31 protein-coding genes are annotated in these 25,665 nt (G+C 67.2%); 10 read left to right on the forward strand and 21 right to left on the reverse strand.

Annotated elements, in window-relative coordinates:
- Positions 1 to 60: 60 nt before the first annotated feature.
- Positions 61 to 936, forward strand: coding sequence for a LysR family transcriptional regulator (locus AASM09_RS05340; protein ID WP_100443775.1), 876 nt, complete (start codon positions 61 to 63; stop codon positions 934 to 936).
- A gap of 48 nt (positions 937 to 984) precedes the next feature.
- Here the strand turns inward: AASM09_RS05340 and proC are convergent, their stop codons facing one another.
- Complete coding sequence (proC, locus tag AASM09_RS05345) at positions 985 to 1,806, reverse strand: pyrroline-5-carboxylate reductase (RefSeq protein ID WP_049430129.1); 822 nt, start codon at positions 1,804 to 1,806, stop codon at positions 985 to 987.
- A gap of 18 nt (positions 1,807 to 1,824) precedes the next feature.
- Positions 1,825 to 2,502 (reverse strand): YggS family pyridoxal phosphate-dependent enzyme, encoded by a 678-nt coding sequence (locus AASM09_RS05350; RefSeq protein ID WP_049430128.1) that lies wholly within the window; start codon positions 2,500 to 2,502, stop codon positions 1,825 to 1,827.
- An 87-nt stretch (positions 2,503 to 2,589) separates the two neighbouring features.
- Here AASM09_RS05350 and AASM09_RS05355 point away from each other — a divergent pair, with 87 nt between their 5' ends.
- The 3 genes from AASM09_RS05355 (at position 2,590) to AASM09_RS05365 (ending at position 6,056) form a co-directional block, all read left to right on the forward strand.
- Complete coding sequence (locus tag AASM09_RS05355) at positions 2,590 to 3,627, forward strand: type IV pilus twitching motility protein PilT (protein ID WP_004147099.1); 1,038 nt, start codon at positions 2,590 to 2,592, stop codon at positions 3,625 to 3,627.
- 146 nt (positions 3,628 to 3,773) lie between these two features.
- On the forward strand, positions 3,774 to 4,868 hold the full coding sequence (locus tag AASM09_RS05360; protein WP_049426723.1) for a PilT/PilU family type 4a pilus ATPase: 1,095 nt from the start codon (positions 3,774 to 3,776) through the stop codon (positions 4,866 to 4,868).
- 204 nt (positions 4,869 to 5,072) lie between these two features.
- On the forward strand, positions 5,073 to 6,056 hold the full coding sequence (locus AASM09_RS05365) for an aldo/keto reductase (protein WP_049426721.1): 984 nt from the start codon (positions 5,073 to 5,075) through the stop codon (positions 6,054 to 6,056).
- A gap of 71 nt (positions 6,057 to 6,127) precedes the next feature.
- On the opposite strand, the gene AASM09_RS05370 is transcribed toward AASM09_RS05365, so the two are convergent.
- Positions 6,128 to 7,027, reverse strand: coding sequence for a LysR family transcriptional regulator (locus AASM09_RS05370; RefSeq protein ID WP_049426722.1), 900 nt, complete (start codon positions 7,025 to 7,027; stop codon positions 6,128 to 6,130).
- 462 nt (positions 7,028 to 7,489) lie between these two features.
- Between AASM09_RS05370 and AASM09_RS05375 the strand changes: the two genes are divergently transcribed.
- Together AASM09_RS05375 and AASM09_RS05380 are read left to right on the forward strand one after the other, a co-directional pair.
- Positions 7,490 to 7,702, forward strand: a complete 213-nt coding sequence (locus AASM09_RS05375; protein ID WP_014646220.1) for a DUF4287 domain-containing protein — start codon at positions 7,490 to 7,492, stop codon at positions 7,700 to 7,702.
- A 110-nt stretch (positions 7,703 to 7,812) separates the two neighbouring features.
- The gene (locus AASM09_RS05380; protein ID WP_049427633.1) at positions 7,813 to 8,520 is read left to right on the forward strand and encodes a YitT family protein; all 708 of its coding nucleotides are present in this window, start codon (positions 7,813 to 7,815) and stop codon (positions 8,518 to 8,520) included.
- Positions 8,521 to 8,603: 83 nt separating this feature from the next.
- On the opposite strand, the gene AASM09_RS05385 is transcribed toward AASM09_RS05380, so the two are convergent.
- Positions 8,604 to 9,149 (reverse strand): DNA-3-methyladenine glycosylase I, encoded by a 546-nt coding sequence (locus tag AASM09_RS05385; RefSeq protein ID WP_049427629.1) that lies wholly within the window; start codon positions 9,147 to 9,149, stop codon positions 8,604 to 8,606.
- An 88-nt stretch (positions 9,150 to 9,237) separates the two neighbouring features.
- Between AASM09_RS05385 and AASM09_RS05390 the strand changes: the two genes are divergently transcribed.
- Genes AASM09_RS05390 through AASM09_RS05400 form a run of 3 tightly spaced genes read left to right on the forward strand, consistent with a single transcriptional unit; the run spans position 9,238 to position 11,257 of the window.
- Positions 9,238 to 9,804, forward strand: coding sequence for a YqgE/AlgH family protein (locus AASM09_RS05390; protein ID WP_049427628.1), 567 nt, complete (start codon positions 9,238 to 9,240; stop codon positions 9,802 to 9,804).
- Positions 9,797 to 10,291, forward strand: a complete 495-nt coding sequence (gene ruvX / locus AASM09_RS05395; RefSeq protein WP_049427627.1) for a Holliday junction resolvase RuvX — start codon at positions 9,797 to 9,799, stop codon at positions 10,289 to 10,291. The genes AASM09_RS05390 and ruvX overlap by 8 nt, the downstream gene beginning before the upstream one ends.
- 15 nt (positions 10,292 to 10,306) lie before the next feature.
- Positions 10,307 to 11,257, forward strand: a complete 951-nt coding sequence (locus tag AASM09_RS05400) for an aspartate carbamoyltransferase catalytic subunit (RefSeq protein WP_049427626.1) — start codon at positions 10,307 to 10,309, stop codon at positions 11,255 to 11,257.
- A 91-nt stretch (positions 11,258 to 11,348) separates the two neighbouring features.
- Here the strand turns inward: AASM09_RS05400 and AASM09_RS05405 are convergent, their stop codons facing one another.
- From AASM09_RS05405 to AASM09_RS05485, 17 genes are all read right to left on the reverse strand, one after another.
- Positions 11,349 to 11,840 carry an REP-associated tyrosine transposase gene (locus AASM09_RS05405; RefSeq protein WP_049427631.1) on the reverse strand — a complete coding sequence of 164 codons (492 nt, stop codon included), beginning with the start codon at positions 11,838 to 11,840 and terminating at the stop codon, positions 11,349 to 11,351.
- 137 nt (positions 11,841 to 11,977) lie between these two features.
- Positions 11,978 to 12,775: a prolyl oligopeptidase family serine peptidase gene (locus tag AASM09_RS05410; RefSeq protein WP_080354970.1), complete on the reverse strand. Its 798-nt coding sequence runs from the start codon at positions 12,773 to 12,775 to the stop codon at positions 11,978 to 11,980.
- A gap of 71 nt (positions 12,776 to 12,846) precedes the next feature.
- Positions 12,847 to 13,113 carry a hypothetical protein gene (locus AASM09_RS05415; protein ID WP_049427625.1) on the reverse strand — a complete coding sequence of 89 codons (267 nt, stop codon included), beginning with the start codon at positions 13,111 to 13,113 and terminating at the stop codon, positions 12,847 to 12,849.
- A 61-nt stretch (positions 13,114 to 13,174) separates the two neighbouring features.
- Positions 13,175 to 14,536, reverse strand: coding sequence for a magnesium transporter (mgtE, locus tag AASM09_RS05420; protein WP_010483662.1), 1,362 nt, complete (start codon positions 14,534 to 14,536; stop codon positions 13,175 to 13,177).
- Positions 14,537 to 14,810: 274 nt separating this feature from the next.
- Positions 14,811 to 16,580, reverse strand: coding sequence for a phosphoenolpyruvate--protein phosphotransferase (gene ptsP / locus AASM09_RS05425; protein WP_049427624.1), 1,770 nt, complete (start codon positions 16,578 to 16,580; stop codon positions 14,811 to 14,813).
- Between the two features lie 2 nt (positions 16,581 to 16,582).
- Entirely contained in the window at positions 16,583 to 16,852 is a 270-nt protein-coding gene (locus tag AASM09_RS05430) for an HPr family phosphocarrier protein (protein ID WP_005408385.1), read from the reverse strand.
- Positions 16,845 to 17,237: a PTS sugar transporter subunit IIA gene (locus tag AASM09_RS05435; RefSeq protein ID WP_005408386.1), complete on the reverse strand. Its 393-nt coding sequence runs from the start codon at positions 17,235 to 17,237 to the stop codon at positions 16,845 to 16,847. Before AASM09_RS05435 ends, AASM09_RS05430 begins: the two co-directional genes overlap by 8 nt.
- A 405-nt stretch (positions 17,238 to 17,642) precedes the next feature.
- A complete protein-coding gene (gene rapZ / locus AASM09_RS05440; protein ID WP_049427492.1) occupies positions 17,643 to 18,527 on the reverse strand; it encodes an RNase adapter RapZ in 885 nt (294 codons plus the stop codon).
- Positions 18,528 to 18,553: 26 nt separating this feature from the next.
- Positions 18,554 to 19,504, reverse strand: a complete 951-nt coding sequence (gene hprK, locus AASM09_RS05445) for an HPr(Ser) kinase/phosphatase (protein ID WP_005408388.1) — start codon at positions 19,502 to 19,504, stop codon at positions 18,554 to 18,556.
- A complete protein-coding gene (locus tag AASM09_RS05450; protein ID WP_049427489.1) occupies positions 19,501 to 19,953 on the reverse strand; it encodes a PTS sugar transporter subunit IIA in 453 nt (150 codons plus the stop codon). Before AASM09_RS05450 ends, hprK begins: the two co-directional genes overlap by 4 nt.
- A gap of 21 nt (positions 19,954 to 19,974) precedes the next feature.
- On the reverse strand, positions 19,975 to 20,292 hold the full coding sequence (gene hpf / locus AASM09_RS05455; protein WP_005415556.1) for a ribosome hibernation-promoting factor, HPF/YfiA family: 318 nt from the start codon (positions 20,290 to 20,292) through the stop codon (positions 19,975 to 19,977).
- A gap of 58 nt (positions 20,293 to 20,350) precedes the next feature.
- A complete protein-coding gene (locus AASM09_RS05460; RefSeq protein WP_370671849.1) occupies positions 20,351 to 21,859 on the reverse strand; it encodes an RNA polymerase factor sigma-54 in 1,509 nt (502 codons plus the stop codon).
- Positions 21,813 to 22,532, reverse strand: coding sequence for an LPS export ABC transporter ATP-binding protein (gene lptB, locus AASM09_RS05465; RefSeq protein ID WP_049427486.1), 720 nt, complete (start codon positions 22,530 to 22,532; stop codon positions 21,813 to 21,815). The genes AASM09_RS05460 and lptB overlap by 47 nt, the downstream gene beginning before the upstream one ends.
- The gene (lptA, locus tag AASM09_RS05470; RefSeq protein ID WP_049427484.1) at positions 22,532 to 23,083 is read right to left on the reverse strand and encodes a lipopolysaccharide transport periplasmic protein LptA; all 552 of its coding nucleotides are present in this window, start codon (positions 23,081 to 23,083) and stop codon (positions 22,532 to 22,534) included. Before lptA ends, lptB begins: the two co-directional genes overlap by 1 nt.
- A gap of 103 nt (positions 23,084 to 23,186) precedes the next feature.
- Positions 23,187 to 23,762, reverse strand: coding sequence for an LPS export ABC transporter periplasmic protein LptC (gene lptC / locus AASM09_RS05475; RefSeq protein WP_049427482.1), 576 nt, complete (start codon positions 23,760 to 23,762; stop codon positions 23,187 to 23,189).
- A complete protein-coding gene (locus tag AASM09_RS05480) occupies positions 23,759 to 24,307 on the reverse strand; it encodes a KdsC family phosphatase (RefSeq protein WP_049427480.1) in 549 nt (182 codons plus the stop codon). The genes lptC and AASM09_RS05480 overlap by 4 nt, the downstream gene beginning before the upstream one ends.
- 66 nt (positions 24,308 to 24,373) lie before the next feature.
- A complete protein-coding gene (locus AASM09_RS05485) occupies positions 24,374 to 25,375 on the reverse strand; it encodes a KpsF/GutQ family sugar-phosphate isomerase (protein ID WP_049427478.1) in 1,002 nt (333 codons plus the stop codon).
- A gap of 54 nt (positions 25,376 to 25,429) precedes the next feature.
- On the opposite strand from AASM09_RS05485, the gene AASM09_RS05490 reads away from it, so the two are divergent.
- Positions 25,430 to 25,660 (forward strand): BolA family protein, encoded by a 231-nt coding sequence (locus tag AASM09_RS05490; RefSeq protein WP_005408396.1) that lies wholly within the window; start codon positions 25,430 to 25,432, stop codon positions 25,658 to 25,660.
- Positions 25,661 to 25,665 lie beyond the last annotated feature (5 nt).

The raw sequence follows: 25,665 nt of genomic DNA on the forward strand, positions 1-25,665 counted from the left end.
TCTCACAAAGGGGTTAGGTAAGGGGCGTATGCTTCGCTGATTCCTAACTCTGGATTAGTAATGGATACATTGCGCTGCATGCAGGCCTTTGTTGCCGTGGCCGAGCGCGGGAGCTTTGCAGGGGCTGCCGAACAGCTGCAGGTGTCGGCGGTGATGGTCGGCAAGTACATCCAGCAGCTGGAGGCGCATCTGGGCACGGCCTTGCTGCAGCGGAACACCCGCCGCCAACGCCTGACCGAAGCCGGTGGGGCCTATCTGGCCGGTTGCCGGCAGGTGCTGGAGCAGGTGCAGCAGGCCGAGGCGGATGTGGCCGGCCTGCAGGTGCAGCCGCGCGGCCTGCTGCGGGTCAGCGCACCGACCACCTGGGGCAGCTGCGTGCTGGCTCCGCAGCTGGCCACGCTGTTGCGCGCACAGCCGCAGTTGAACATCGAGCTGGACCTGAGCAACCGCCGCGTGGACCTGATCGAAGAGGGATTCGACGTGGCGATCCGGGTCGGGCCGCTGCCGTCGCAGGAAGTGGTGGCGCGGCCGCTGCCGCCGTACGCGATGAGCCTGTGCGCGGCGCCCGCGTACCTGCGCCGGCGCGGCACGCCGCGCACACCCGCCGATCTGGAAGGGCACGACTGCCTGAGCCACCTGGCCTGGCGTGGTGGCCACGGCTGGCAGCTGGCCAATGGCGAACAGGTGGATTGGGAGGCGCGCCTGACCTGCAATGATGGTTTCGCGCTGCGAGAAGCTGCCGTGGCCGGAGCGGGCCTGGTGTTGCAACCGACCGCGTTGCTGGCGGGCGAAATTGCCGCCGGGCGCCTGAAGCCGCTGCTGCGCGACTACCTGCCCGAACCACGGCCGATGCACCTGATCTACCTGCCTGATCGCAGGCCGCGCCCGCGGTTGCAGTGCTTCGTTGATTTCGTCATGGCCAACTTGGGGCGGTAGATGGGGTCAGATCCCTTTGCCTCGGCAAAGGGATCTGACCCCAGGGGATCAATCATTCGCCGCAGACAATTCCTGTCCACGCACCTGCGCGGCGCGCAGCGCCGTGTCCACCAACGCCTCGAAACCCCCAGCCTGGAAGCTCTCGATCGCGGCCTGGGTGGTTCCGTTCGGCGAGGTCACGCGGCGGCGCAGCTCGGCCGGGCTTTCACCGGCCTCATCCAGCATGCGCGAGGCACCCAGCAGGGTCTGCACCACCAGCGTGCGCGCGGCGTCGGCTGGCAGGCCCTGGGCGATGCCCGCCGCTTCCATCGCTTCGGCCAGCAGGAATACATAGGCCGGGCCACTGCCGGATACGGCAGTGACCGAATCCATCAGTGCTTCGCTGTCGATCCACACGGTGCGGCCTGCGCTGGCCAGCACCTTCTCGGCCTGCGCGTGCTGCTGCGCATCCACCGAAAGCGTGGCGTACAGGCCGGTCACGCCGGCACCGAGCAGGGCCGGCGTGTTCGGCATTGCACGCACCACCGGCAGGTTGCCACCCAGCCAGCGCTCCAGCTGCGTGCTGGTGATACCCGCGGCAATCGATACCACCAGCGGTCGGTTCGCCTGTGCCAGCGCCTGCAGCGACTGGCAGACCTCGCGCAGCACCTGCGGCTTCACCGCCAGCAGCCAGGTGCTGCCCTGTGCGGCAGCATCAACCGCGTTGTCGTGCACCTGTACGCCGAAGTCGGCAGCCAGCGACTCGCGCAGCGCTGCAACCGGTTCGGCGACGTGGATGTGCGCGGCGGGTGTGCCCTGGCGGATCAGGCCGGCGATCAGGCTGCGCGCCATGTTGCCGCCCCCGATGAAGGTGATGGAATCAGCTGCCATGGAAATCTCCTCGAAAAGTCAGGCTGGGCGCGGGCGTGCGCCGAACAGTGCGGTACCGATGCGCACCAGGGTGGCGCCTTCGGCGATGGCTTCAGCGTAGTCGCCGCTCATGCCCATCGACAGCGTGTCGACCTGCGGGTACTGCTCGGTCAGCGCCTGGAAAAGTGTGCGCATGCGCACGAACGCATCCCGACGGCGCTCGGCCTCGGGCCACGGCGCGGGAATCGCCATCAGGCCGCGCAGGCGAAGGCTGGGCTCGGTGGCAATCGCCGTGGCCAGTTCCTCCACCTGCTCCGGCGCGCAGCCGTGCTTGCTGGATTCGTCGTCGATGTTGACCTGGATCAGTACGTTCAGCGGGCCACGCGCGGCCGGACGATGGCGCGCCAGTGCGGCTACCAGCTTGGGCCGGTCCACGCTCTGCACCCAGTCGAAGTGGATGGCCACGGCATCGGCCTTGTTCGACTGCAGGTGGCCGATCAGGTGCCATTCCAGCGCCAGGTGCTGCAGCGCCTGCATCTTGGCCAGCGCTTCCTGCACGTAGTTCTCGCCGAAGGCGTGCTGGCCCTGTGCGGCCAGCGCGGCCACGGCCTCAGCCGGCTGGGTCTTGGACACCGCCAGCAGGCGCGGGTCGGGCCTGCCAGCGGCCTCGGCGGCGGCATGCAGGTTGCTCAGGATCTGGGGCAGGGGAGTGGCCACGTAACGCGTTCCGTTGAATCGGGAGGCTATACTGCCTCCCGGGGAAAGATCCTTCCAGTCGAAGCCGTTATTGGGGAGTAGCCGCTCATGGATATCGCCGAACTGTTGGCGTTTTCCGTAAAGAACAAAGCGTCCGACCTGCACCTGTCCGCAGGCCTGCCGCCGATGATCCGCGTGGACGGCGATGTTCGCCGGATCAACATTCCAGCCCTGGACCACAAGCAGGTCCACGCGCTGGTGTACGACATCATGTCCGACAAGCAGCGCCGCGATTACGAAGAATTCCTCGAAGTGGATTTCTCGTTCGAGATCCCGTCGCTGGCGCGCTTCCGAGTGAATGCGTTCAACCAGAACCGCGGTGCGGGTGCGGTGTTCCGTACCATTCCGTCCGAGGTGCTCACCCTCGAGGACCTGGCCTGCCCACCGCTGTTCCGCGAGGTGATCCAGCAGCCGCAGGGCCTGATCCTGGTGACCGGGCCGACCGGCTCGGGCAAGTCGACCACGCTGGCGGCGATGATCGACTACATCAACAAGAACGAATACGGCCACATCCTCACCGTCGAGGATCCGATCGAATTCGTGCATACCTCGCAGAAGTGCCTGATCAACCAGCGCGAAGTGCACCGAGACACGCACGGCTTCAATGAAGCGCTCCGTTCTGCGCTGCGTGAGGACCCGGACATCATCCTGGTCGGCGAACTTCGTGACCTGGAAACCATCCGCCTGGCACTGACCGCCGCGGAAACCGGCCACCTGGTGTTCGGCACCCTGCACACCAGTTCGGCAGCGAAGACCATCGACCGCATCATCGACGTGTTCCCCGCCGGCGAAAAGCCGATGGTGCGCTCGATGCTGTCCGAGTCGCTGCGTGCGGTGATCTCGCAGGCGCTGCTGAAGAAGGTTGGCGGCGGTCGTACCGCAGCGTGGGAAATCATGGTCGGCACTCCGGCCATCCGCAACCTGATCCGCGAGGACAAGGTGGCGCAGATGTATTCGGCCATCCAGACCGGCCAGCAGTACGGCATGATGACCCTGGACCAGCACCTGCAGGACCTGGTCAAGCGCAGCCTGATCACCCGCAACCAGGCCCGCGAGTACGCCAAGGACAAGCGCCTGTTCGAGTAAGGCGGGGCAGCAACGGACGGCGCGCGCAATGGCGCGGCCGCTCCGCGTTGTTTCCTCCACCGACCGTTACCTGGTAAACCGCTTTCCGGGAGCCCGCCGTGAACACAACCGCGACCACCATCGATTTCACTTCGTTCCTCAAGCTGATGGCGCACCAGCGCGCCTCTGACCTGTTCATCACTGCGGGCATGCCGCCGGCGATGAAGGTCAACGGCAAGATCTCGCCGATCACGCAGACCCCGCTGACGCCCCAGCAGAGCCGCGACCTGGTCCTCAACGTGATGACCCCGGCACAGCGCGAGGAATTCGAGAAGACCCACGAATGCAACTTCGCCATCGGCCTGTCCGGTGTTGGCCGCTTCCGTGTCAGCTGCTTCTACCAGCGCAACCAGGTCGGCATGGTGCTGCGTCGCATCGAGACGCGCATTCCGACCGTGGAGGAACTGAGCCTGCCGCCGATCATCAAGACGCTGGCGATGACCAAGCGCGGCATCATCCTGTTCGTCGGTGCCACCGGTACCGGTAAATCGACTTCGCTTGCGGCGATGATCGGCTACCGCAACCAGAACTCGACCGGCCACATCATCACCATCGAAGACCCGATCGAGTTCGTGCACAAGCACGAAGGCTGCATCATCACCCAGCGTGAGGTCGGCATCGATACCGACAGCTGGGAAGCCGCGCTGAAGAACACCCTGCGCCAGGCGCCGGACGTGATCATGATCGGTGAGGTGCGTACCCGCGAAGGCATGGACCACGCCATCGCGTTCGCCGAGACCGGTCACCTGGTGCTGTGCACCCTGCATGCCAACAACGCCAACCAGGCGATGGACCGCATCGTCAACTTCTTCCCGGAAGACCGCCGCAACCAGCTGCTGATGGACCTGTCGCTGAACCTCAAGGGCGTGGTCGCGCAGCAGCTGGTGCCGTCGCCCGATGGCCGTTCGCGCAAGGTCGCCATGGAGATCCTGCTCGGCACGCCGCTGGTGCAGGATTACATCCGCGACGGCGAGATCCACAAGCTGAAGGAAGTGATGAAGGACTCGGTCCAGCTGGGCATGAAGACCTTCGACCAGAGCCTGTTCGAGCTGTACCAGGCCGGTGAGATCAGCTACGAGGACGCGCTGCGCTATGCTGACTCGCAGAACGAAGTGCGCCTGCGCATCAAGCTCAGCCAGGGCGGCGACGCACGCACGTTGTCACAGGGCCTGGATGGCGTTGAGATCTCCGAGGTCCGGTGACCTGCAGATCTGTAGAGTCGACTGCCAGTCGACTCTCGCGCGCAGCGCGGGATTTCCCTGGCCGTTGGAAAGCAGTCGACTGACAGTCGGCGCTACCGCGCGCGGGCGATTGATGAATTCCAGTCATGACCAACTGCAACGCTGCCCATTCAATCGGCAGCCCCTGCAGGCGTATCGTCAGCGTTCCCCCTCTGGAGCACCACGATGCAGACACGTGAACTCGGCCGCAGCGGTCTGAAGGTTTCCGCCTTGGGCCTGGGTTGCATGGGCCTGACCCATGCCTATGGCCAGCCGGTCGAGCGCAGCCAGGGCATCGCCCTGCTGCACGCTGCCGTTGAACGCGGCGTGACCTTCTTCGACACCGCCGAAGTGTACGGCCCGTACACCAATGAAGACCTGCTCGGCGAGGCCCTGGCGCCTTACCGCGACAAGCTGGTGATCGCCACCAAGTTCGGCTTCAAGGATGCGCGCACCGATACCGGCCTGGACAGCCGCCCCGAGAACATCCGCGCCGTGGCCGAAGCCAGTCTCAAACGCCTGCGCACCGACCATATCGACCTGTTCTACCAGCACCGTGTCGACCCGAACGTGCCGATCGAGGACGTGGCCGGCACCGTGCGCGACCTGATCGCCGAGGGCAAGGTCGGCCACTTCGGCCTGTCCGAGGCCAGCACCGCCACCGTGCGCCGTGCGCACGCGGTGCAGCCGGTCGCGGCCGTGCAGAGCGAGTATTCGCTGTGGTGGCGTGAACCGGAGCGCGAACTGCTGCCGACCCTGCAGGAACTGGGCATCGGCTTCGTGCCGTTCAGTCCGTTGGGCCGTGGCTTCCTGACCGGTGCGATCAATGCCGATACCACCTTCGACGCCAACGACTTCCGCAACAGCGTGCCGCGGTTCGAGGTGGAAGCACGCCGCGCCAACCAGGTGCTGGTGGATCGCATCAGTACGATTGCTGCAGCACGCGGCGCGACCCCGGCGCAGGTGGCGCTGGCCTGGCTGCTGGCGCAGGCGCCGTGGATCGTGCCGATTCCGGGCACCACCAAGATCCACCGCCTGGAAGAGAACCTGGGCGCGGCTGACCTGCAGCTGGCGCCGGAGGAACTGCAGCGCATCGCGCAGGCGCTGGATGAAGTGTCGATCGTCGGCGAGCGCTACAACGCACAGCGTGCGGCGCAGGCGAAGGGCTGATCACCGCGCCATCCTGCCTCGGGTGGGTGCAGAGTGTGGTGGGTGCGGACCGTTGGTCCGCACTCCCCAGCTCAGTCCTTCATCGGCCCACGCAGCGCGTCCAGCACCGTGCGCATCGCCACCGTTACATGCCGGCGCGACGGGTAGTACGCGTAATAGCCATCAAAGTGCGGGCACCAGTCGTCCAGCACCGACTGCAGCCGCCCATCCTCCAGCATCGGCTGCACCTGGTCTTCAGGCAGCCACGCCAGCCCGCTGCCCGCCAGCGCGGCGGCCCGGGTCATGCCCATGCTGTTGAAGATCCACTGACCGCTCACCCGCACGCTCAGTTCGTTGCCGTCCTGGCCGAAATCCCACGGCATCAGCCCGCCATGGGTGGGCAGGCGCAGGGTCACGCAGTTGTGCGCGGCCAGGTCGTCCGGGTGCCGAGGCACCACGTGCTGGCGGAAGTAAGTGGGGGCGCCGACCACGCGCATGCGCAGCGGCGGGCTGACCGGCACGGCGACCATGTCGCGGGCCAGCCGCTCCCCCAGGCGGATGCCGATGTCGTAGCGCTCGGCGACGATGTCGGCCAGCCCGTAGTCGGCGGTCAGCTCCACCTTGAGGTCCGGATACTGCTGCAGCAGTGGTGCCAGCCGCGGCCAGGCAATGTACTCCGCGGCATGGCCGGTGGCGTTGATGCGGATGGTTCCAGCCGGGCGCTCGCGGTACTCGGCCAGCGCGGCCAGCCCATCCTCGATCCCGGCCAGGCGAGGGGCGAGCGTTTCCAGAAGGTGGGCGCCGGCTTCGGTGGTGGACACGCTGCGGGTGGTGCGGGTCAGCAGGCGCACACCAAGGCGCTGTTCCAGGCCGCGCATGGCGTGGCTGAGCGCAGACTGGGAGACGCCCAGCTGCGCGGCGGCCTTGGTGAAGCTGCCCTCGCGGGCGACGTGGACGAAGGCCTGCAGGTCGTTGAGGTTTTCACGGGGCATGCGGGAATGATACGGCCGGGCTGCGCCCGGCACCTGCCGAATCAACGGCAACGGCAACGTCAAAAGCTGGCTTCCTGTGGGAGGCGGGGTGGCTCAGGTTGCGGGGGACGGCGCAAGTACCCCTCCGGGGCCCGGCCCAGCCGCCGGCGGCTGTGCGTTCGGGCGCTTGCGAAGCAGTGCTTCGCAAGCAAAGTGCCCTCACCCATGTAGCCTCGGTCGCGCCTTGCTCGTGTGCGCTGTCCTGCGCACACGGCAAGACCGGGGTTGGGCGTCCTGCCCAACCCGCCCGAGGCATGCCCTCGGGCCCATGGCGCTCACGCCCCCGCAACCTGAGCCACCCCGCCTTCGACAGTTTCCCGCGAGCTGTTGGAACGGCTCCGATCCCATTCTGTGTAGACGTGTGGGGATGTCGATCTCAGGGACTGTGGTTCGTCGAATGAATGACTTCAACGGGAGCTGCACATGAGCACTGACACCAAGCCGAAAGGCCCGGCCTCGTACTTTCCCTCCATCGAGAAGACCTACGGGCAGCCGGTGGCGCACTGGTTCGGGTTGCTGGCCGGGAAGAAGGGCCTGAAACACATGGAACTGGTCAGCTTCCTGAAAAGTGAGCATGGCCTGGGCCATGGCCACGCCAACGCGCTGGTGGCGCATCACCTGGCCGGAAAAGGCTGATCGGCGGCCGGCAGAGAACGGGGTGGGGCGCATTCAGCTGAACGATTTCATCTGCAACTGTCATGCAGATCGTGTCTAATACCGCTCCCCACCTGCTGTTCCCCACCCGTATGTCCCTTCCCTCCCATGGCCCCGCGCCGTGCGACGACGCTGACGGCCACCTGGTCACCGCTGGTCCGCTGACCCCGCCGCCCGACAGCGCCGGCACCACCGCCGACGGAAAAGCGCTGCGCCACTCGATCGCCGAGGACGTGCAGGGCATGGTGCTGGCCACCATGGTGGCCTCGCTGGGGCTGGCCATCTTCGCCAAGAGCGGGCTGATGATCGGCGGCATGGCCGGCATGGCCTTTCTGCTGCACTACGCGCTGGACTGGAACTTCGGCGTGGTGTTCGTGCTGGTCAACCTGCCGTTCTACTGGGTGGCGGTGCGGCGCATGGGCTGGGAATTCACCCTGAAGACCTTCGCCGCGGTCACCGCCTGTGGCGTGCTGACCGACCTGCTGCCGCGCTGGATCGACTTCTCGCACATCCACCCGCTGTACTCGGCGATCGTCGGTGGCGCGTTGTCGGGCCTGGGCATCCTGTTCTTCATCCGCCACCGTGCCAGCCTGGGTGGCATCGGCATCCTGGCGGTGTACCTGCAGCGCACCCGCGGCTGGAGCGCGGGCAAGGTGCAGATGTCCTACGACGCCTGCCTGATGGTGGCCGCGTTCTTCGTGCTGTCGCCGTCGAAGGTGCTGTACTCGGCCATCGGCGCGGTGGTGCTCAGCCTGGTGCTGATGTTCAACCACCGCCCTGGCCGCTACATGGGCGTGTGACCGTTCAACGGGGTTGCCGGCCAGCGGCCGGCACTACCGGAACCCACGCGTGGTAACGCCGGTCCATGCCCGGCGGATATCCATCAGCGGGTGGCGGCCTGCAACCACGGCGGCGACAGCGTTAGCAGCCGCGCATGCACCGGGCAGTCCTCGGCATGCGCACCGGGCAGGTAGCCCAAGCTCATCAGGAACTCGCCGGTGATCTCGCCGCCGGTGAAGCGGAAGGTCTTCTTGAACAGCTTCACCCAGTCGGCCTTGCTGCGCGGGTGGTGCGCATCCAGCCACGACGCGAAGCTGCCGTGGCTGGCCCGCAGCTGCTGGATCACCTGCGCGTTGTGGATCGCCGCCAGCACCTTCAGCCGGTTGCGGATGATGCCGGCGTCCGACAGCAGGCGTTCGATGTCCTGCTCGGCATAGGCTGCCACACGGTCCACATCGAAACCGTCATAGGCCGTGCGAAAGCCCTCGCGCTTCTTCAGGATCGTTTCCCAGCTCAGGCCGGCCTGGTTGATCTCCAGCACCAGTCGTTCGAACAGCTCGCGCTCGTCACGCTGCGGGAAGCCGTACTCGTTGGCGTGGTAGTAGTCGTGCACCGGATGGCCCGGGGCGATGAGGCAGTAACCGGACACGTCGAACTCCTGCGCGGTGGGACGTCATTATGCGCGCCGTGACCGTCGAGTGGAGGCGCCCGGCGCGCCCAGCCGCTAGAATGGGGCCATGCCTGTAACGCCGACCTCCCTTGCCGATCACCTGCTCGTCGCGCTGCCGTCGCTGCTCGACGCGACCTTCGCCCGCAGCGTCGCGCTGATCTGCCAGCACGACGAGAACGGGGCGATGGGCGTGCTGGTCAACCAGCCTTCCGAGTACACGCTCGGTGAAGTGCTTGCACAGATGGACATCACCACCGGCGATGGCGACCTGCAGGCGCGCATGGTGCTCAACGGCGGCCCGGTGCATCCCGAGCGCGGCTTCGTCATCCATGACGACGCGCGGGCGTGGGATTCCAGCCTGACCGTGGGCAATGGCCTGTACCTGACCACCTCGCGCGATATCCTCGAGGCGATGGCGCGAGGCGAAGGCCCGGCCAACGCCGTGGTCACCCTCGGCTGTGCCGGTTGGGGCGCAGGGCAGCTGGAAAGCGAGCTGTCCGAGAACAGCTGGCTGACCGTGCCGGCCGACGCCGAGCTGGTGTTCCAGCTGCCACTGGAGCAGCGCTGGCAGGGTGCGGCCTCGCGTATCGGCGTGGACCTGTTCCGGCTGACGGATTACAGCGGCCATGTCTGAGCCGGCCGCGCCCGCACCGGTATCTTCTGCCCCGGCGATCCGCCGTGACGGCACCGTTCTGGGTTTCGATGTCGGCTCGCGACGGATCGGCGTGGCCATCGGCAGTGCCTTCGCGGCGCATGCGCGCGCGGTGGCGGTGGTCGATGTGCATGGCAACGGCCCGGACTGGACCGCGATCGAGCGCCTGCTCAAGGAATGGAAGCCCGATGGCCTGGTGGTCGGCGACCCGCTGACCCTGGACGGCCAGGACCAGCCCAACCGCAAGCGCGCGCAGGGCTTTGCCCGCCAGCTGCGGGAACGCTTCAAGCTGCCCGTGGTGATGATCGACGAGCGCTCCAGCTCGGTCGAAGCCGCCCGCCGCTTCGCCGTCGAGCGCGCCGAAGGGCGCAAGCGCCGCCGCGATGCGGCCGCCCTCGATGCCGTGGCCGCGGCGGTGATCATCGACCGCTGGCTGTCGTCGCCGGACGACGCCACCCCCATTCCCTGACTACCGACACCCGCCATGACTGCCCAGCAAATCGATGCCTCCGGACGCCTGCGCCACCTGCTGACCCTGGAGGCCCTGCCGCGCGAAACCCTGTTGCAGCTGCTGGACCGGGCAGGGCAGATCCGCGATGCTGCGGTCGGTCGCGTCGGCAACAAGCGCCACGTATTGGGCGGTTCGGCGGTGTGCACGCTGTTCTTCGAACCGTCCACGCGCACCCGCAGTTCGTTCCAGCTGGCCGCGCAGCGCCTGGGCGCCGACGTGCTGAACTTCGATGCCTCGACCTCGTCCACGCGCAAGGGCGAAACCGCCTGCGACACGCTGCGCAACCTGGAAGCGATGGGCGTGCGTGGCTTCGTCGTGCGCCATCCCGATGACGGCGCCGTGGCCGCCCTGGCCGAAGCGGCGGGCGAGGGCACTGCGCTGATCAACGCCGGTGACGGCCGCAGTTCGCACCCGACCCAGGGCCTGTTGGACATGCTGACCCTGCGCCAGGCCAAGGGCCCGGATTTCTCGAAGCTGAAGGTGGTGATTGTCGGCGACGTGAAGCACTCGCGCGTGGCCCGCACGGATCTGCACGCGCTGCGCACGCTTGGCGTGGGCGAGATCCGCGTGTGCGGCCCGCAGTCGCTGCTGCCGGACGACGAGACGCTGAAGGGCTGTGTGGTCGGCGATGATTTCGATGCGATGCTGGAAGGCGTCGACGCGCTGATGATGCTGCGCCTGCAGCGCGAGCGCATGGAAGAAGGCCTGGTGCCGTCGCTGGAGCAGTACCACGCACAGTACGGCCTGACCAATGAGCGCCTGGCACGCGCCGGCAAGGATGCCGCGGTGCTGCACCCGGGCCCGATCAACCGCGGCGTGGAAGTGACCGACGAGGTGGCCGACGGCCCGCAGTCGTGGGTACTGCGCCAGGTCGCCAACGGCGTCGCCGTGCGCATGGCCGTGCTGGAAACCCTGCTGGGCTGATGCCCGCTCTGGTAGGTGTCAACCTTGGTTGACACACTTACCGCGCGGCTTGACCGCGCACCGCTCTGGTAGATGCCAACCTTGGTTGGCACTATCTATCCGCGCCCAAGTTGTCGAGCGGATCACACGAAGCCCCGAGCTCCCATTCGCACCATGCGTGGGGATATTGCCCCAGCCGCGTCGTCAGCCCGGCCCTGATCGGATTTCCCATCAGATACATCGCATGCCGGTGCAACGATTCGTCAGAGCGGATTGCATGATCGTGATAGCACGCCTGCCAGACGCGCCCGATCCGCCCCAGCAAGCGATTTGCCTGCTGGGCTGTGCGCGACTTGAAGCGCTTCATGACGGTTTCCAGCGTCCCCGCGCGCAGTTCGACCAGCCAGTGGATGTGGTCGGGCATGACCACGTAGGCGATCGAGCGGGTGAAGCCTTCCTGATCCAGTCGCTGGAATTCGCGCATTGCCAAGGCGGCCGCTGCGGCGTTGGTGAAGAGCGGTGCGCGGTCATGGACGACGGTGGTGAGGATATAGCTGAGGCCGATGCTGGAGCGACGACCGAGCAGGAGACGTGTGTTCTGCATGGAGCAAGCATGGACAGGCCTGCTTCCAATGAACATCGGGGACTGGCTTGGTTTCAGGTAGGCCAGTGCCAACCAAGGTTGGCAACTACCAGAGCAGTCAATGCCAACCAAGGTTGGCAGCTACCAGGGGCTGTGGCTCAGCGCTTCTGCGCGAACAGCCACGCCCACATTGCCGGGTCCGCATAGGTGGCATCCCAGGCGTTGTGGTTGCCTTCCGGGTACTCGGTATAGCGCATGTCGCGTGCATTGGTGGCCAGGAAGGCGCTGTGAAGCCGGCGGTCGTCGTCCGGTGGGACCACGTCATCCAGTGCGCCGTGGAAGATCCAGATCGGGGTGTGCCGCAGGCGCTGGGCGATGGTCGCGTACGGGTCGGGCTCCTGCGCGACCTGCTCGACGAACAGGGTCGGGCGCACCGCACGCGGGGCCAGTACCGCGCCGCACACCGGCACGATCGCCGCGAAGCGGCGTGGGTCGTCCAGCGCGATGTCCCAGCTGCCATAGCCTCCCATCGACATGCCGGTCAGGTACTGGCGCGCTGGGTCGGCACCGAACTCGGCGATGGCGGCGTCCAGCGCAGCCAGCGCCACGCGGTTGTTGCGTCCGCTCCATTCCTCGCGCCCCGGCACCTGCGGAAATACGGCCAGCGCCGGGAAATCGGCCGCATGCGCGCGCAGGTACGGTCCCAATCCAGCGTGGGTCTGCTTGACGCCATCGCCGCCGCGCTCGCCGGAGCCATGCAGGAACAGCACGACCGGCAGCGAGCCCGGCGTGCGCGCCGATGCCGCCGGAATGAACACCTGGTAGTAAGCCGTTTCGCCATCCACCTTCACTGCGCGGGCCTCGAAGCGACCGCGCGCGCTGTCCGGCAGCGAGGCACAGCCCGTCATCATCAGAAAGGCCAGCAGCGGCAGCCAGCGCGACATCGAACGGACCATGGGCGTTCCCGAGGCGGTAGGGTCACCCGCATCGTAGTCCGGCGTGGGTCAACGCAGCATCATGCGCCGCGTCACTCCGGCCGCGGGAAGCTGGCGATGATGTCCAGCTGCTCCTGTGCTTCTGCATTGCCTTCGGCAGCGGCGGCCTGTACCTGTGCCATGTCCGGATGCAGCACCACCAGCAGCGGGTTCTCGCAGACCGGGCAGTCGTACTCGGTGGCGTCCTCGTCCAGCTCCATCACCATGGCCCGCGAGCAGCCCTTCCATTCACAGGCCGGGCAGGTGTGCTGCTGGTCGCGCCAGCCGGGCAGGAAGTAGTTTTCGATTGTCGTTGCCATGGGGGATCCAGTTGGGATCGGGCCAGAGCCCCGCGCAGCGGGGATCCGACCCATGGGACGGTCAGTGCAGCAGCACCAGGGTGGCCAGGCCGAGGAAGGTGAAGAAGCCCATCGAGTCGGTCACCGCGGTCAGGAAGATGCCGCTGGCCAGCGCCGGGTCGAAGCCGAAGCGTTTCAGCGTCAACGGCACCAGCACGCCCGCCAATGCAGCGAACAGGAGGTTGCAGGTCAGCGCGATGGCGATCACCGCCGACAACCCGGGCGAGTGGAACCAGGCCAGCACGATCAGGCCCAGCACCGAACCCAGCATCACGCCGTTCAGCAGCGCGACGCGCACTTCCTTCCACAGCAGGGTGCGGGCGTTGGAGGCGCCCACCTGGCCCAGCGCCAGGCCGCGCACCATCAGGGCCAGCACCTGGGTACCGGCGTTGCCACCGAGGCCGGCGACGATCGGCATCAGCACCGCCAGCGCCACCAGTTTGTCGATCGTGCCTTCGAAATGGCCGACCACGCTGGAGGCCAGGAAGGCCGTGCACAGGTTCACCGACAGCCACATCAGGCGGCGGCGCATCGCGCGCCAGACCGGGCTGAACAGATCCTCGTCCTCGTCCAGGCCGGCGGCGCCCAGCGCCTGGTGCTCGGCCTGGCCGCGGATGATGTCGACCACGTCATCGATGGTGATGCGGCCGACCAGGATGTTGTTGTCATCCACCACCGGCGCGGAGATCCAGTCGTGGTCGGAGAACTGGCGGGCGACTTCCTGGTCGCTCTCGCCGACGTCGATGGCTGGCTGCTCGTCGTCGATCAGGCGGTTGATCGGGGTGGTGTCCTCGTGGGTCACCAGTGCCGCCAGCGACACCCGGCCGAGGTACTGGTGGCGGCGGCTGACCACGAACAGGTGGTCGGTGTGGTCGGGCAGTTCACCGCGCAGGCGCAGGTAGCGCAGCACGACGTCGACATTGACGTCGGCGCGCACGGTCACCACGTCCGGGTTCATCAGGCGGCCGGCACTGTCCTCTGGATAGGACAGCACCTGTTCCAGGCGCTCACGGTTCTCGCGGTCCATCGACTTGAGGACTTCGTCGATGACCGTATCCGGCAGGTCCTCGACCAGGTCGGCCAGGTCGTCGATGTCCAGGTCTTCGACCGCGGCGATGATCTCGTCCGGGTCCATGTCCGCGAGCAGGCTTTCGCGCACGTCGTCGCCGACGTGGACCAGCACCTCGCCGTCATCTTCCGGATCGACCAGGCCCCACACCACCTCGCGCTTGCCCGGTGGCAGTGACTCGAGCAGGTTGCCGATCTCGGCCGGGGCCAGGGTGTTGACCAGGCGACGCACCGGGCCCAGCCGGCCGCTGTCCAGTGCATCGGACAACATCCGCAGTTGGCGCGCAGTCTTGTCGTGGCGTACAGCTTCAGCCATCGCAGCTCCCGCGGGTATAAGAAAAGCCGCGATCCCGGCAAGGATGCGGCAACAGGGGTGTTCAGCGCGTCATTATCGCAAGGGGATGTTTCAACGCATACCCCGCTGGCCTGCGGCCACCGGGGTCCACGCATTCAACCTTATCCCCGCGCCTGTCGGCGCGCCCCTTGAACAACAAGGGGCTGTTTCTGCGGATCGAATCTGCGTCGGGCCAGCGGCCAGCGGGGTCCACAAATTCCGCCGGGCCATGCCCGGCGAGCGCGTGGCGCGGAAATCAGGACGCGTCCGCCACCAGCGCCAGCCAGCGCTCGATGGCGCGGCGGTCGCGCGCGGCCAGCAGCTTGGGCGCGCGTGCACGCAACGTCGCCAGATCGGCCTCGCGGATCGCGCGGCGGACCTCGAGCAGGGTGCCGGGATGCAGACTGAATTCGGTCAGGCCCAGTGCCAGCAGCAGTGGCGTCATCCGCGCATCGCCGGCCATCTCGCCGCAGACCGCCACCGGGATGCGGTGGCGCGCGCCGGTCTCGATCACCATCTGCAGCAGCCGCAGCACCGCCGGGTGCAACGGCGAATACAGCTCGCCCAGCGCTTCATTGTTGCGGTCGGCCGCCAGCAGGTACTGCACCAGGTCATTGGTACCGATCGACAGGAAATCGACCAGGTCGATGAAGCTTTCCAGCGCCAGTGCAGCGGCCGGGACTTCGATCATCGCGCCCAGTGGCACGTGGTCGGACACCATGTGGCCTTCGTTGCGCAGCTGTTCGGTCAGCTTGAGCATGCGCCGGCGCACCGCCAGCAGCTCCTCGCGGGTGCTGACCATCGGCACCAGCACCCGCAGCTTGCCGTAGGCCGAGGCGCGCAGGATCGCGCGCAGCTGGGTGTCGGCTACCTTCGGCCGTGCCAGCGACAGGCGTACGCCACGCAGGCCGAGCGCCGGGTTTTCCTCGTTGCTCAGGGTCAGGCCGGTGCGATCAGCCTTGTCCGCGCCCAGGTCGAGGGTGCGGATGGTCACCGGTCGCCCGCTCATGCCCAGGGCGGCATCGCGGTAGGTCTGGAACTGTTCTTCTTCGTCGGGCAGCTCGTTGCGCTGCAGGAACAGGAATTCGGTGCGGTACAGGCCCAGGCCGTGGGCGCCCAGCGCATGCGCCTGGGTCACGTCCTCCAGCGATTCGGCATTGGCCAGCAGGGCGATGTCGACCTGGTCGCGGGTGCGGCTGGGCTTGCTGCGCAGGCGGCCGAGCTCGCGCTGTTCGCGCGCGTGTTCCTTCAGTCGTGCGCGATAGTCGCGCAGATTATCGGCCTGTGGATTGGCGGTGATGCTGCCGTCGGCGCCATCGATGATCAGCACGTCGCCATCGGCGATGCGGCTGAGAAGCTGCGGCACGTTGACGATCAAGGGCAGGTGCAGGCTGCGCGCAAGGATCGCGCTGTGCGAGAGCGCGCTGCCGGCGGCGGTGACGATGCCGACTACGCCCTGTGCCTGGAGCTGTGCCAGTTCAGAGGGCGCGATGTTGTCGCAGACCAGGATCTCGCCGGCCAGGCCTTTCACCGCAGGTGGGCGTTCGGGCTGCAGGAAGGCATGGATGCGGCCGATCACATGGTCGAGGTCGTCCATGCGGCTCTTCAGGTAGGCATCGTCCATCCCGTCGAAGACCTTGGCCAGGCGGTCGCGCTGCAGGCGCAATGCATAGCCGGCGCTGTACGGTCCGCTGCGGATCAGTTCGTCCAGGCCATAGAGCAGCTCGGGATCGTCCAGCAGCAGCGCATGCAGGTCGAGGAACTCACCCACTTCCTGGTTCAGGGCCCCATGCAGGCGCTGGCGCAGCTCGTGCATCTCCGTGCGTGCGGCATCCACCGCGCGATGCAGGCAGGCCAGCTCGGCCTCGACCTGGTTGGCGGCAACGCGCTGCTCGGCCACTTCCAGTGCATGCGGCAGGCGCACGCGGGCGCGGCCCATTGCCGTGCCGCGGGCGGCACCGTGGCCCGCCAGCAGCAGTACCGGCCGTTGGCCGGAAGGGGGCTGGCCGGCGCGTGCGCGTGGCACGCTCAGCTGTCCTCGTCGAAACGGCGTTCGAACAGGCCGACCACCGCCTCCATCGCGGCGGCTTCGTCCTCGCCATTGATGCGCACGGTGACCGGGGTGCCCTGGCCGGCGGCCAGCAGCATCACGCCCATGATGCTCTTGGCGTTGATCTCACGGCCTTTGGCGGCCATGGTCACGTTGCAGCGGAACGGCGCCAGGGTCTGCACCAGCTTGGCGGTGGCCCGGGCGTGCAGGCCCAGGCGGTTGCTCACGGTGAGTTCTCGTTCAAGCATCGTCGACTATCGCTCCATTACGGGTACCCGCCGCGGCTGTGGCGGGCAGTTGATCCAGTCCCTGTTCCGGATAATTCATCACCCGCAGCAACATCGGCAGGCTCAGCGCCGACACCCGGCGAACCGGGGTCCCCAGCCGGGCCAGCTGCCCGGCAAGGTTGGCGGGGCTGGCGCCGTACAGGTCGGTCAGGATCAGCACACCGTCACCCCCATCGACCCGCCGCAGGGCGGCCGAGGCGAGCGGGAGCAGGGCGTCCAGGTCTGCGTCGAACGGTACTTCGAAAGCTTCGGTTTTCAGCGGCAATTGCCGCAGGAGCCGGGTCGCCACGTCAAGCAGGGCGGTCCCGACCCCGGGATGTGTTACGAGGAGAATGCCACAGGTCATTACTGCACGTTAACAGGTCAAGGTGAATTGGCGATAGCAGCAGGAGAGGGGCACTGTGTCCCGTATTCAGCGATGCTCGGATCGGAGCCCTTTTTCTGTTGAAAAGGGATCCGACCCTGCCCGTTTTTTGATGCCTGACAGAGATTCATCCACGCATGGCGTGGATCTACCGTGTCGACCAGGGTCGACACCTACCAACAGCAGCAGAGATCTGTCAGAGGTGGGGCGGTCTGGATCGGCAGGACCGTTGGCGCCATGGATGGCGCCATCGAGCCCCCAGGGACGGGTTTACGGCGTGTCCTGCCGATCCAGACCGCCCCGCATCCCTCGAAATGCAGGCGTTTGACGTTGCCGTTGCCGTTGCCTTGGCCTCGGCGGGTGCCGGGCGCAGCCCGGCCGACCCCCTCAATCCTGTTCGCGGTGGTAGGTCGCCACGTCTTCCCAGCCCATCTCGCGGGCATGCCGGGCCATGCGCTCGGCCAGGAACACCGACCGGTGCTTGCCGCCGGTGCAGCCGAACGCCACGGTTACATAACTGCGGGTGCCATCCCCCAGCTTCGGCAGCCAGGTATCGAGGAAGTCCATCAGCTGGGCCACGTAGCGCTGCACATCCGGCTGTGCTTCCAGGTAATCGCGCACGCCGGGTTCGCGACCGCTCATCGCCCGCAGGTCCGGATCCCAGTGCGGGTTGGGCAGCACCCGTGCGTCGAACACGAAGTCTGCTTCGGCCGGCACGCCACGCTTGTAGGCAAACGATTCGAACAACAGCGACAGGCTGGTGGCATGGCCCATCGCGAACTCGGTGACGATGCGACGGCGCAGCTGGTGCACATTGAGGCTGCTGGTATCGATCACCGCATCGGCGTCGCGCCGCAGCGGCGCGGTCAGTTCGCGTTCGCGGGCGATGGCTTCGGGCAGGGACAGCCCCAGCTGGCTCAACGGATGGCGGCGGCGGGTGTCTGCGTAGCGCTTGAGCAGCGTCTCGTCGCTGGCTTCGAAGAACAGCACCTTCACCTCCACGCCGGCGTCGGCGGCCAGCTGCCGCCAGTCGCCCAGCTGGCTCAGGTCGGCCTGCCCACGCACGTCGATGCCTACGGCCAGCCGGCGCGGTGCACTGCGGCCGCGATTGGCCAGCAGGCTGCGTACGAAGTCCGGCAGCAGGTTGATCGGCAGGTTGTCCGAGCAGTAGTAGTCCTGGTCCTCGAAGGTCTTCAGGGCGACGGATTTACCCGAGCCGGACAGGCCGCTGACGATGATCAGGGTCGGGGCGGAGGGGGGGACGGTGCTCATGGACAGGCTCTTCGAAGGGCAGGGGGTCAGGGCGTTCGCCGTTCCAGCAGGTTGCTGTGGCGGGCGATGAACATCGCCGCCGGGTCGATGCCCTTGGTCCGCAGGATATGCAGGCGGGTGGCCGCCTCGGTCAGCACGGCCAGATTGCGGCCGGGCATCACCGGCAGCGTGATCAGCGGCACGTCCAGGTCCAGCACATGGCGGGTGCCCGAATCGCCGGTCAGGCGCTCGTAGCCATGCGGAGTGGGTTCGGTCATCGGCTTGGTCAGGTGGACGATCAGCCGAAGGTACTTGTTCTTCTTTACAGCCGTGTCGCCGAACATCTCGCGCACGTTCAACACGCCCAGGCCGCGCACTTCCAGCAGGTCCTGCAGCAGTTCGGGGCAGGTGCCGTCGAGCACGTCGGGTGCGATCTGGGTGAACTCGGGCGCATCGTCGGCCACCAGGCGATGGCCACGGCTGAGCAGCTCCAGCGCCAGCTCGCTCTTGCCGGACCCCGCTTCGCCGGTGATCAGCACGCCGATGGAGTAGATCTCCATGAACACGCCATGCAGGATCACCCGCGGCGCCAGCGTACGCGCCAGGTGGTAGGACAGGTGGTTGAGCAGTTCGTGGCCGCGCTTGGGCGAGAGCCACAACGGGGTGCCGGATTCATCGGCGGCGGCACGCAGGTCTTCCGGGCACGCCTGGTTGCGGGTCAGCACCAGTGCCAGTGGGTGCGACTGCATGATTTTTTCGATCGTTTCCCAACGCTGGCGCGGTTCCAGCGCATCCAGCCAGGACAGTTCCTCGGTACCGAGGATCTGCACCTTGTTGGGATAGATCGCATTGAGGTAGCCGGCCAGCGAGGGGCGCCGCGAGACCGTATTGCCGGCCTCCAGCTCGCGCTTCTCGCCGGATTTGCCTGCAGCCCAGCGCAGCCCCAGCCGCTCGCGCTGCTGTTCGAACAGTTCACGGGCGGTGATGCTGGTATTCATGCGGCACTCGCAGGTGGGGTCATGTCCAGCGCCTTGCGCAGGGCCCGCGCGTCGCCTGCCTGGCGCAGGGCCTGGCGGATATCCGCCGCCGAGAACAATTCGGCAAGCTCGGACAGCAGCATCAGGTGCTGGTGGGTGTAGTGGGCGGGAACGGCCATCGCGAACACCAGGTCCACCGGCTCGTCGCCACCGAAGTCGACCGGGCTGGTCAGGCGCAACAGGGCGCCACGCGGGCGGTCCAGGGTCGGCGCGCGGCCGTGGGGAATGGCGATGCCGTGGCCGATCGCGGTGCTGCCCAGCGCTTCGCGCTGGCACAGGTTCAGATAGATCTGTTCGGCGTTGGCCTGGCGGCAGGCCAGCAACCCGGCGGCGGCCTGCAGGACGCTGTCACGGTCGGTGGCCGTGCAGAGCTGGGTCTGCACGGCCGCCAGGAGGTCAGTCAGGGGCATGTCTGCGGGGAACGGTGGCGATCAGCCACCATTGTCGCCCACCGGCAGCGGTGCGTGCTGCTGTTTTTTCTCCTTGTGCTTGATCACCAGGCGGTCAAGCTTGTCCGCAAGCAGGTCGATTGCGGCGTACATGGTCTGGCCGCCGGCCTCGGCGTGCAGGGTCTGTCCCGGGATATTGAGGCTGGCGTCGACGTGGTGCTCGGTCTTCTGCAGCTTGAGGGTCACCCGCGCTTCGCAGTGCTGGTCGAAGTGTTTGCCGATCCGGGCCAGCTTCTCCTCTACATAGGACTGCAGGGCCGGGGTGACTTCGACATCTTTGCCAAACGTTTCGATGCGCATCGGGTTTCTCCTGTGTTCGGATGTGCCAATGAACCTCTCCGCCGGGCGCGGCGGCGCGTCAAGCGATTCTGACCCTTTCGTGCGAGGCGGAAATGTTCATGGCTTCACGATACTTCGCCACGGTGCGTCGCGCTACTGGAATTCCCGACGATTTGAGCAGGTCAGCCAGCTTGGCGTCAGAAAGTGGCTTGCGCGGGTTCTCGTCGTCGATCAGGCGGCGGATCATCGCCTGGATGGCGGTGCTGGATGCTTCGCCGCCGCCCTCGGTATCGATGCCCGAGGCGAAGAAGGCGCGCAGCGGCAGGGTGCCGCGCGGGGTACGCACGTGCTTGCGCGCGATCGCGCGCGACACTGTGGATTCGTGCAGGCCGAGCTCGGCGGCGATCTCGCGCAGGGTCAGCGGGCGCAGGGCCTGCTCGCCGAACTCCAGGAAACCGGCCTGCTGCAGGATCAGGCTGCGCACCACCCGCAGCAGGGTCTCGCCACGCTGCTGCAGGCCCTTCAGCAGCCAGCGCGCTTCCTGCAGCTGGGCGCGCAGGTAGCCCGCGTCGGCGTCACCACAGCGACGGATCAGCTGTTCGTAGCCGCGATGGATCACCACCTTCGGCCCGGCGTGCCCGGCCAGCGCCGCACACCACACGCCGTTCTGCCGCCACACCACCACGTCCGGCACCACGTAGGTGTCCTGCGACAGGGGGGCGATCTGGGTACCCGGGCGCGGGTCCAGCGAGCGCAGCAGGGCGACCGCCGTCTCGACCTCGTCCACGGGTTGTTTCAGTTCGTGGGCGAGCCCGGCGACGCCGCTGCGCGGCAACCGCTCCAGCGGTCCTGCGGCAATCTGTCGCGCCAGCAGCAGGCCCGGCGTTTCATCGGGCAGCACGTCCAGCTGCAGCTGCAGGCATTCGCCGAGCGTGCGTGCAGCCACACCGACCGGATCGAAACGCTGGATGCGATGCAGCACGGCAAGGATCTCGTCCTCGTCGGCGTGGATCGCCGGCAACAGGGTTTCGGCGATGGTTCCCAGCGGTTCGCGCAGGTAGCCGTCATCGTCCAGTGCATCGATCAGCGCCGCGCCGATGCTGCGATCGCTGGCAGAAAGATGCGACAGGTGCAGCTGCCACAGCAGGTGGTCGGCGAGCGTCTCGGTTTCGGCCACGCGTTCGGCGGCGCTGCCGGTATCGTCGTCATCATCGAAGCTGCCACCGCTGCCGGTCGCCGTCCAGTCCAGTTCGGCCGGCGCCCAATCGTCGCCTTCATCGCTGCGTTCTGCAGGCGCTTCGTTGTCGTTGCCATCGCTGCCTTCATTGGCGGCGCTGCTGTCATTGCTGTCGGCCCAGTCCAGCAGTGGGTTGCTCTCCACTGCCTGCGCGATCTCCAGCTCCAGCTCGGTGGTCGACATCTGCAGCAGCTTGATCGCCTGCTGCAACTGGGGCGTGAGCACCAGTTGCTGTCCCAACGATGTCTGCAGCCGAGTCTTCATGCCTGTGCCGAAAGGAAGGAAAGGGACCCGGCGACCGCAGTCACAGCTTGAAGGAATCCCCAAGGTAGACCCGACGCACGTCGGCATTGTCCAGGATCGCCTCCGGCGAACCCTGGGCCAGCACGCTGCCCTCGGCGAGGATATACGCGCGGTCGCAGATACCCAAGGTCTCGCGCACATTGTGGTCGGTGATCAACACGCCGATGCCACGCTGCTTGAGATGGGTGACGATGCGCTGGATCTCGCCGACCGAAATCGGGTCGACACCGGCGAACGGTTCGTCGAGCAGGATCAGGCGCGGCTGCGCGGCCAGTGCGCGGGCGATCTCGCAGCGGCGGCGTTCGCCACCGGACAGGCTGGCGCCGAGCTGGTCGGCGACATGGCCCAGCTGCAGTTCGTCGAGCAGGCCGTTCAATTCGCGCTCGCGGCCGGCCGAGTCCAGGTCCTCGCGCAGTTCAAGCACCAGGCGGATGTTGTCTGCCACGGTCAACTTGCGGAACACCGAGGGTTCCTGCGGCAGGTAGCCCACACCCTGCTTGGCGCGGGTGTACATCGGGTCACCGGTGATGTCCTTGCCGTCGAGCACGATGCTGCCGGCATCGGCGGCGACCAGGCCGACGATCATGTAGAAACAGGTGGTCTTGCCGGCGCCGTTGGGGCCGAGCAGGCCCACCACTTCACCCGCATCGAGGGTCAGCCCGAAGTCCTTGACCACTTCGCGCTGCTTGTACGTCTTGCGCAGGCCCTTGGCGACGAGCATTACTTCTTGCTCCCGGCCGGCTGTGCCGGCGTGGCGGCCCTGGGTTGTGCCGCCGGCGCGGCCGGGGTCTTGTTCTTCGGCGGGATGACGGTACGCACGCGGCTGCCGTCACCACCGGAGTTCATCTCGCCGGTACGGGTGTTGTAGACCATGCGCTGGCCGGCATTGGTGCCGCGCGCGCTGGTGACCTTGTAGTTGCCGGTCAGGGTGATGATCTCGGTCTTGATGTCGTAATCGATGCGGTCAGCCAGCGCGTCCATCCAGGTGCCGTCATCAAGCTGCTGCTTCATCTTGGCCTGCTTGCCGGTGAACACCACGCGCACGGCCTCGCCGTCCTTGAGGTAGATCTCGGCCTCGGACGAGCGCAGGTCCAGCGTGCCCTGGGTGATGATCACGCCCTGCGACAGCACGGTCTTGCCGTCGCCGGTGAGCATGCCGGACTGGGCGCCGGAATCGATGTGCATGTCTTCGTTGCGGTCGGTGGACTTGGCGAAGGCGGCGCTGGGGACAAGAAGAGCGAGCGCGAGTACGGCGGCAAAGGGAATCTTCATCGGGGTCCGTTCTACCGGTGAGGGCCTCCCGGGCGGGCCGGGGGCGGAGGGTGGGGCTGCCGGCCCTGCGCCTGTCCGGAGACGTCGCGGGCTGGCGGCGGAATCAGCGTTTGGGCGTGTAGCGGCCCTTGGACTGGCTGAGGAAATGATACGTGTTGTTCTTCGAATCCACCTCAAAGCCGACGCCGGACTGTTCCATGCCCGGGCGGGTCATGGTGACCAGCGCATCGGTGCGGGCACGGTTCTCCTTCGGGAACACGTCCAGGTGGTCGGTGCGGAAGGTGGTCGGCACCACGCCCGGGCCCGCCGGGCTGTCGCCGGCGACATTGCCGCGCAGCTTCATCTCGTCGCCCTTGGCGCTGAGCCAGCCGGTCTCGGCACGCAGGGTCCAGTGCTTGCCATCCTTGTCCGGCATCTCGAACAGCGGGGTGGCGATGTTGATGGTCTGGTCGCCGCGCTGGCGTTCCAGCAGCGGTGCGCGCAGGGTGGTCGATTCCTTGCCGTGCTCATCCAGGGCGACAATCTGGAAGTCATGCAGGATGTAATCCACGCCGACCTCCTGGCCGGCACTGGCCGGGCCCTTGTCGCGGTTGCGCAGCGCCGCCCAGCTGCTGAGCAGTGCCGCCAGCAGCAGGCCGATGCCGAGCAGGGTGCGCCAGTTCAAGGTGGGCAGGTTCATGCGCCGAACCTCGCCAGCACCGCATCCACGCGGCCCTGAGCGGCCAGCAGGATGTCGCACAGCTCACGGGCTGCGCCACGGCCGCCATCGGCGCGGGTCTGCCAGTGCACGCGCTCGGCGATCCACGGGTGGGCGTTGGCCGGGGCCACGGCCAGGCCGACCGCACCCAGCGGCGCCAGGTCGGGCAGGTCATCGCCCATGAACGCCACCTGTTCCAGGCCGATGCCGTGCTGCGCACACAGCGCCTGCACGCTGGCCAGCTTGTCGCCCACGGCGATCTGGGTATCGATGCCGAGGTCGGCGCCGCGCTTGAGCGCGGACTGGCTGTTGCGCGCGGTGATCAGCACGGGATGGATGCCGTGCTGCTGCAGCAGTTTCAGGCCCAGGCCGTCCTGCACGAAGTACGCCTTGCTCTCGTTGCCGTCCTTGTCGTAGTACAGCCGACCGTCGGTGAGGGTGCCGTCCACGTCGAAGCAGGCCAGGCGGATCTGGGCCGCAGCGGCATGCAGGTGGGCGGGGAAGGCGGGCAGGGGGGACCAGGGCATCAGGGCGGCAGGCTCGTTGTGGGCGGGTGCGGCGTTACAGACTGAATGGGGTCTATGGACTGTCGGTTAAACCACCCGGGCCCGCAACAGGTCATGAATGTTCAGGGCGCCGACTGCGCGGCCCTGGCCATCAACCACGATCAGGCCATTGATTTTCTGGGTTTCCATCTGCCGGGCGGCCTCTACTGCCAGCTGGTCGGCGCCGATGGTGCGCGGGTTGCGGGTCATTACATCGGCGATCTTCGCGGTGCGCACGTCCAGCGCGCTGTCCAGCGCACGGCGCAGGTCGCCGTCGGTGAACAGGCCGATCAGCACGCCGTCGGCGTCGACCACGGCGGTCATGCCCAGCCGCTTGCGGCTCATCTCCATCAGCGCTTCGCTGAGGCTGGCGTCGGCGCCCACGCTGGGCAGGTCGTCGCCGGTGTGCATGACGTCGGTGATGTGCAGCAGCAGGCGGCGGCCGAGGCTGCCGGCCGGGTGAGAACGGGCGAAGTCATCGGCGGTGAAGCCACGTGCGTCGAGCAGGGCCACGGCCAGCGCATCGCCCATCGCCAGCGAGGCGGTGGTGCTGGAGGTGGGCGCCAGCGCCAGCGGGCAGGCCTCGGCCGGCACGCTCACGTCCAGGTGGACGTCGGCGGCGGTAGCCAGGCTGGACTGCGCACGGCCGGTCATGGAAATCAGTACGTTGCCCTGGCGCTTGAGCACCGGCAGCAGCATCAGCACCTCGTCCGATTCGCCCGAATAGGACAGGGCCAGCACCACGTCGTCCTCGGTGATCATGCCGAGATCGCCGTGGCCGGCTTCGCCGGGGTGCACGTAGAACGCCGGCGTTCCGGTAGAGGCCAGGGTAGCGGCGATCTTGCGGGCGATATGCCCGGACTTGCCCATGCCGGTGGCGACCACCCGGCCACGGCTGGCCAGGATCGCCTGGCAGGCCTGCTGGAAGGCCTCGCCGAGGCGGTCGGCCACCGCATCCAGCGCCTGCCGCTCGATCTCGAAGACGCGGCGGCCGCTGGCGATCAGGCCGGCAGGATCGACGGAACGGGGGGGCAACAGGGATTCGGCCATGCGGACGCCACGCAGCGGAAGTAGAATGGAGGCACATTTTATTAGGAAAGCCCGTTGGACGCCGACACCATCCGCAATCTGATCGAAACCGGCCTTCCCGGCGCCCGCGCCGACGTGCAGGGCGACGATGGCGTGCATTTCGAAGCGACCGTGGTCTGCGAGGCCTTCGCCGGCAAGATGCCGCTGGCCCGCCACCGCATGGTGTATGCCACCCTGGGCGACCTGATGGGCGGCGCGATCCACGCGCTGGCGCTGAAAACCGTGACCCCGGCCGAAGCCGGCTGAACCGC

Origin of the sequence: Stenotrophomonas maltophilia (genome assembly GCF_039555535.1) — a bacterium.
GTDB classification, from domain to species: Bacteria; Pseudomonadota; Gammaproteobacteria; order Xanthomonadales; family Xanthomonadaceae; genus Stenotrophomonas; species Stenotrophomonas maltophilia_Q.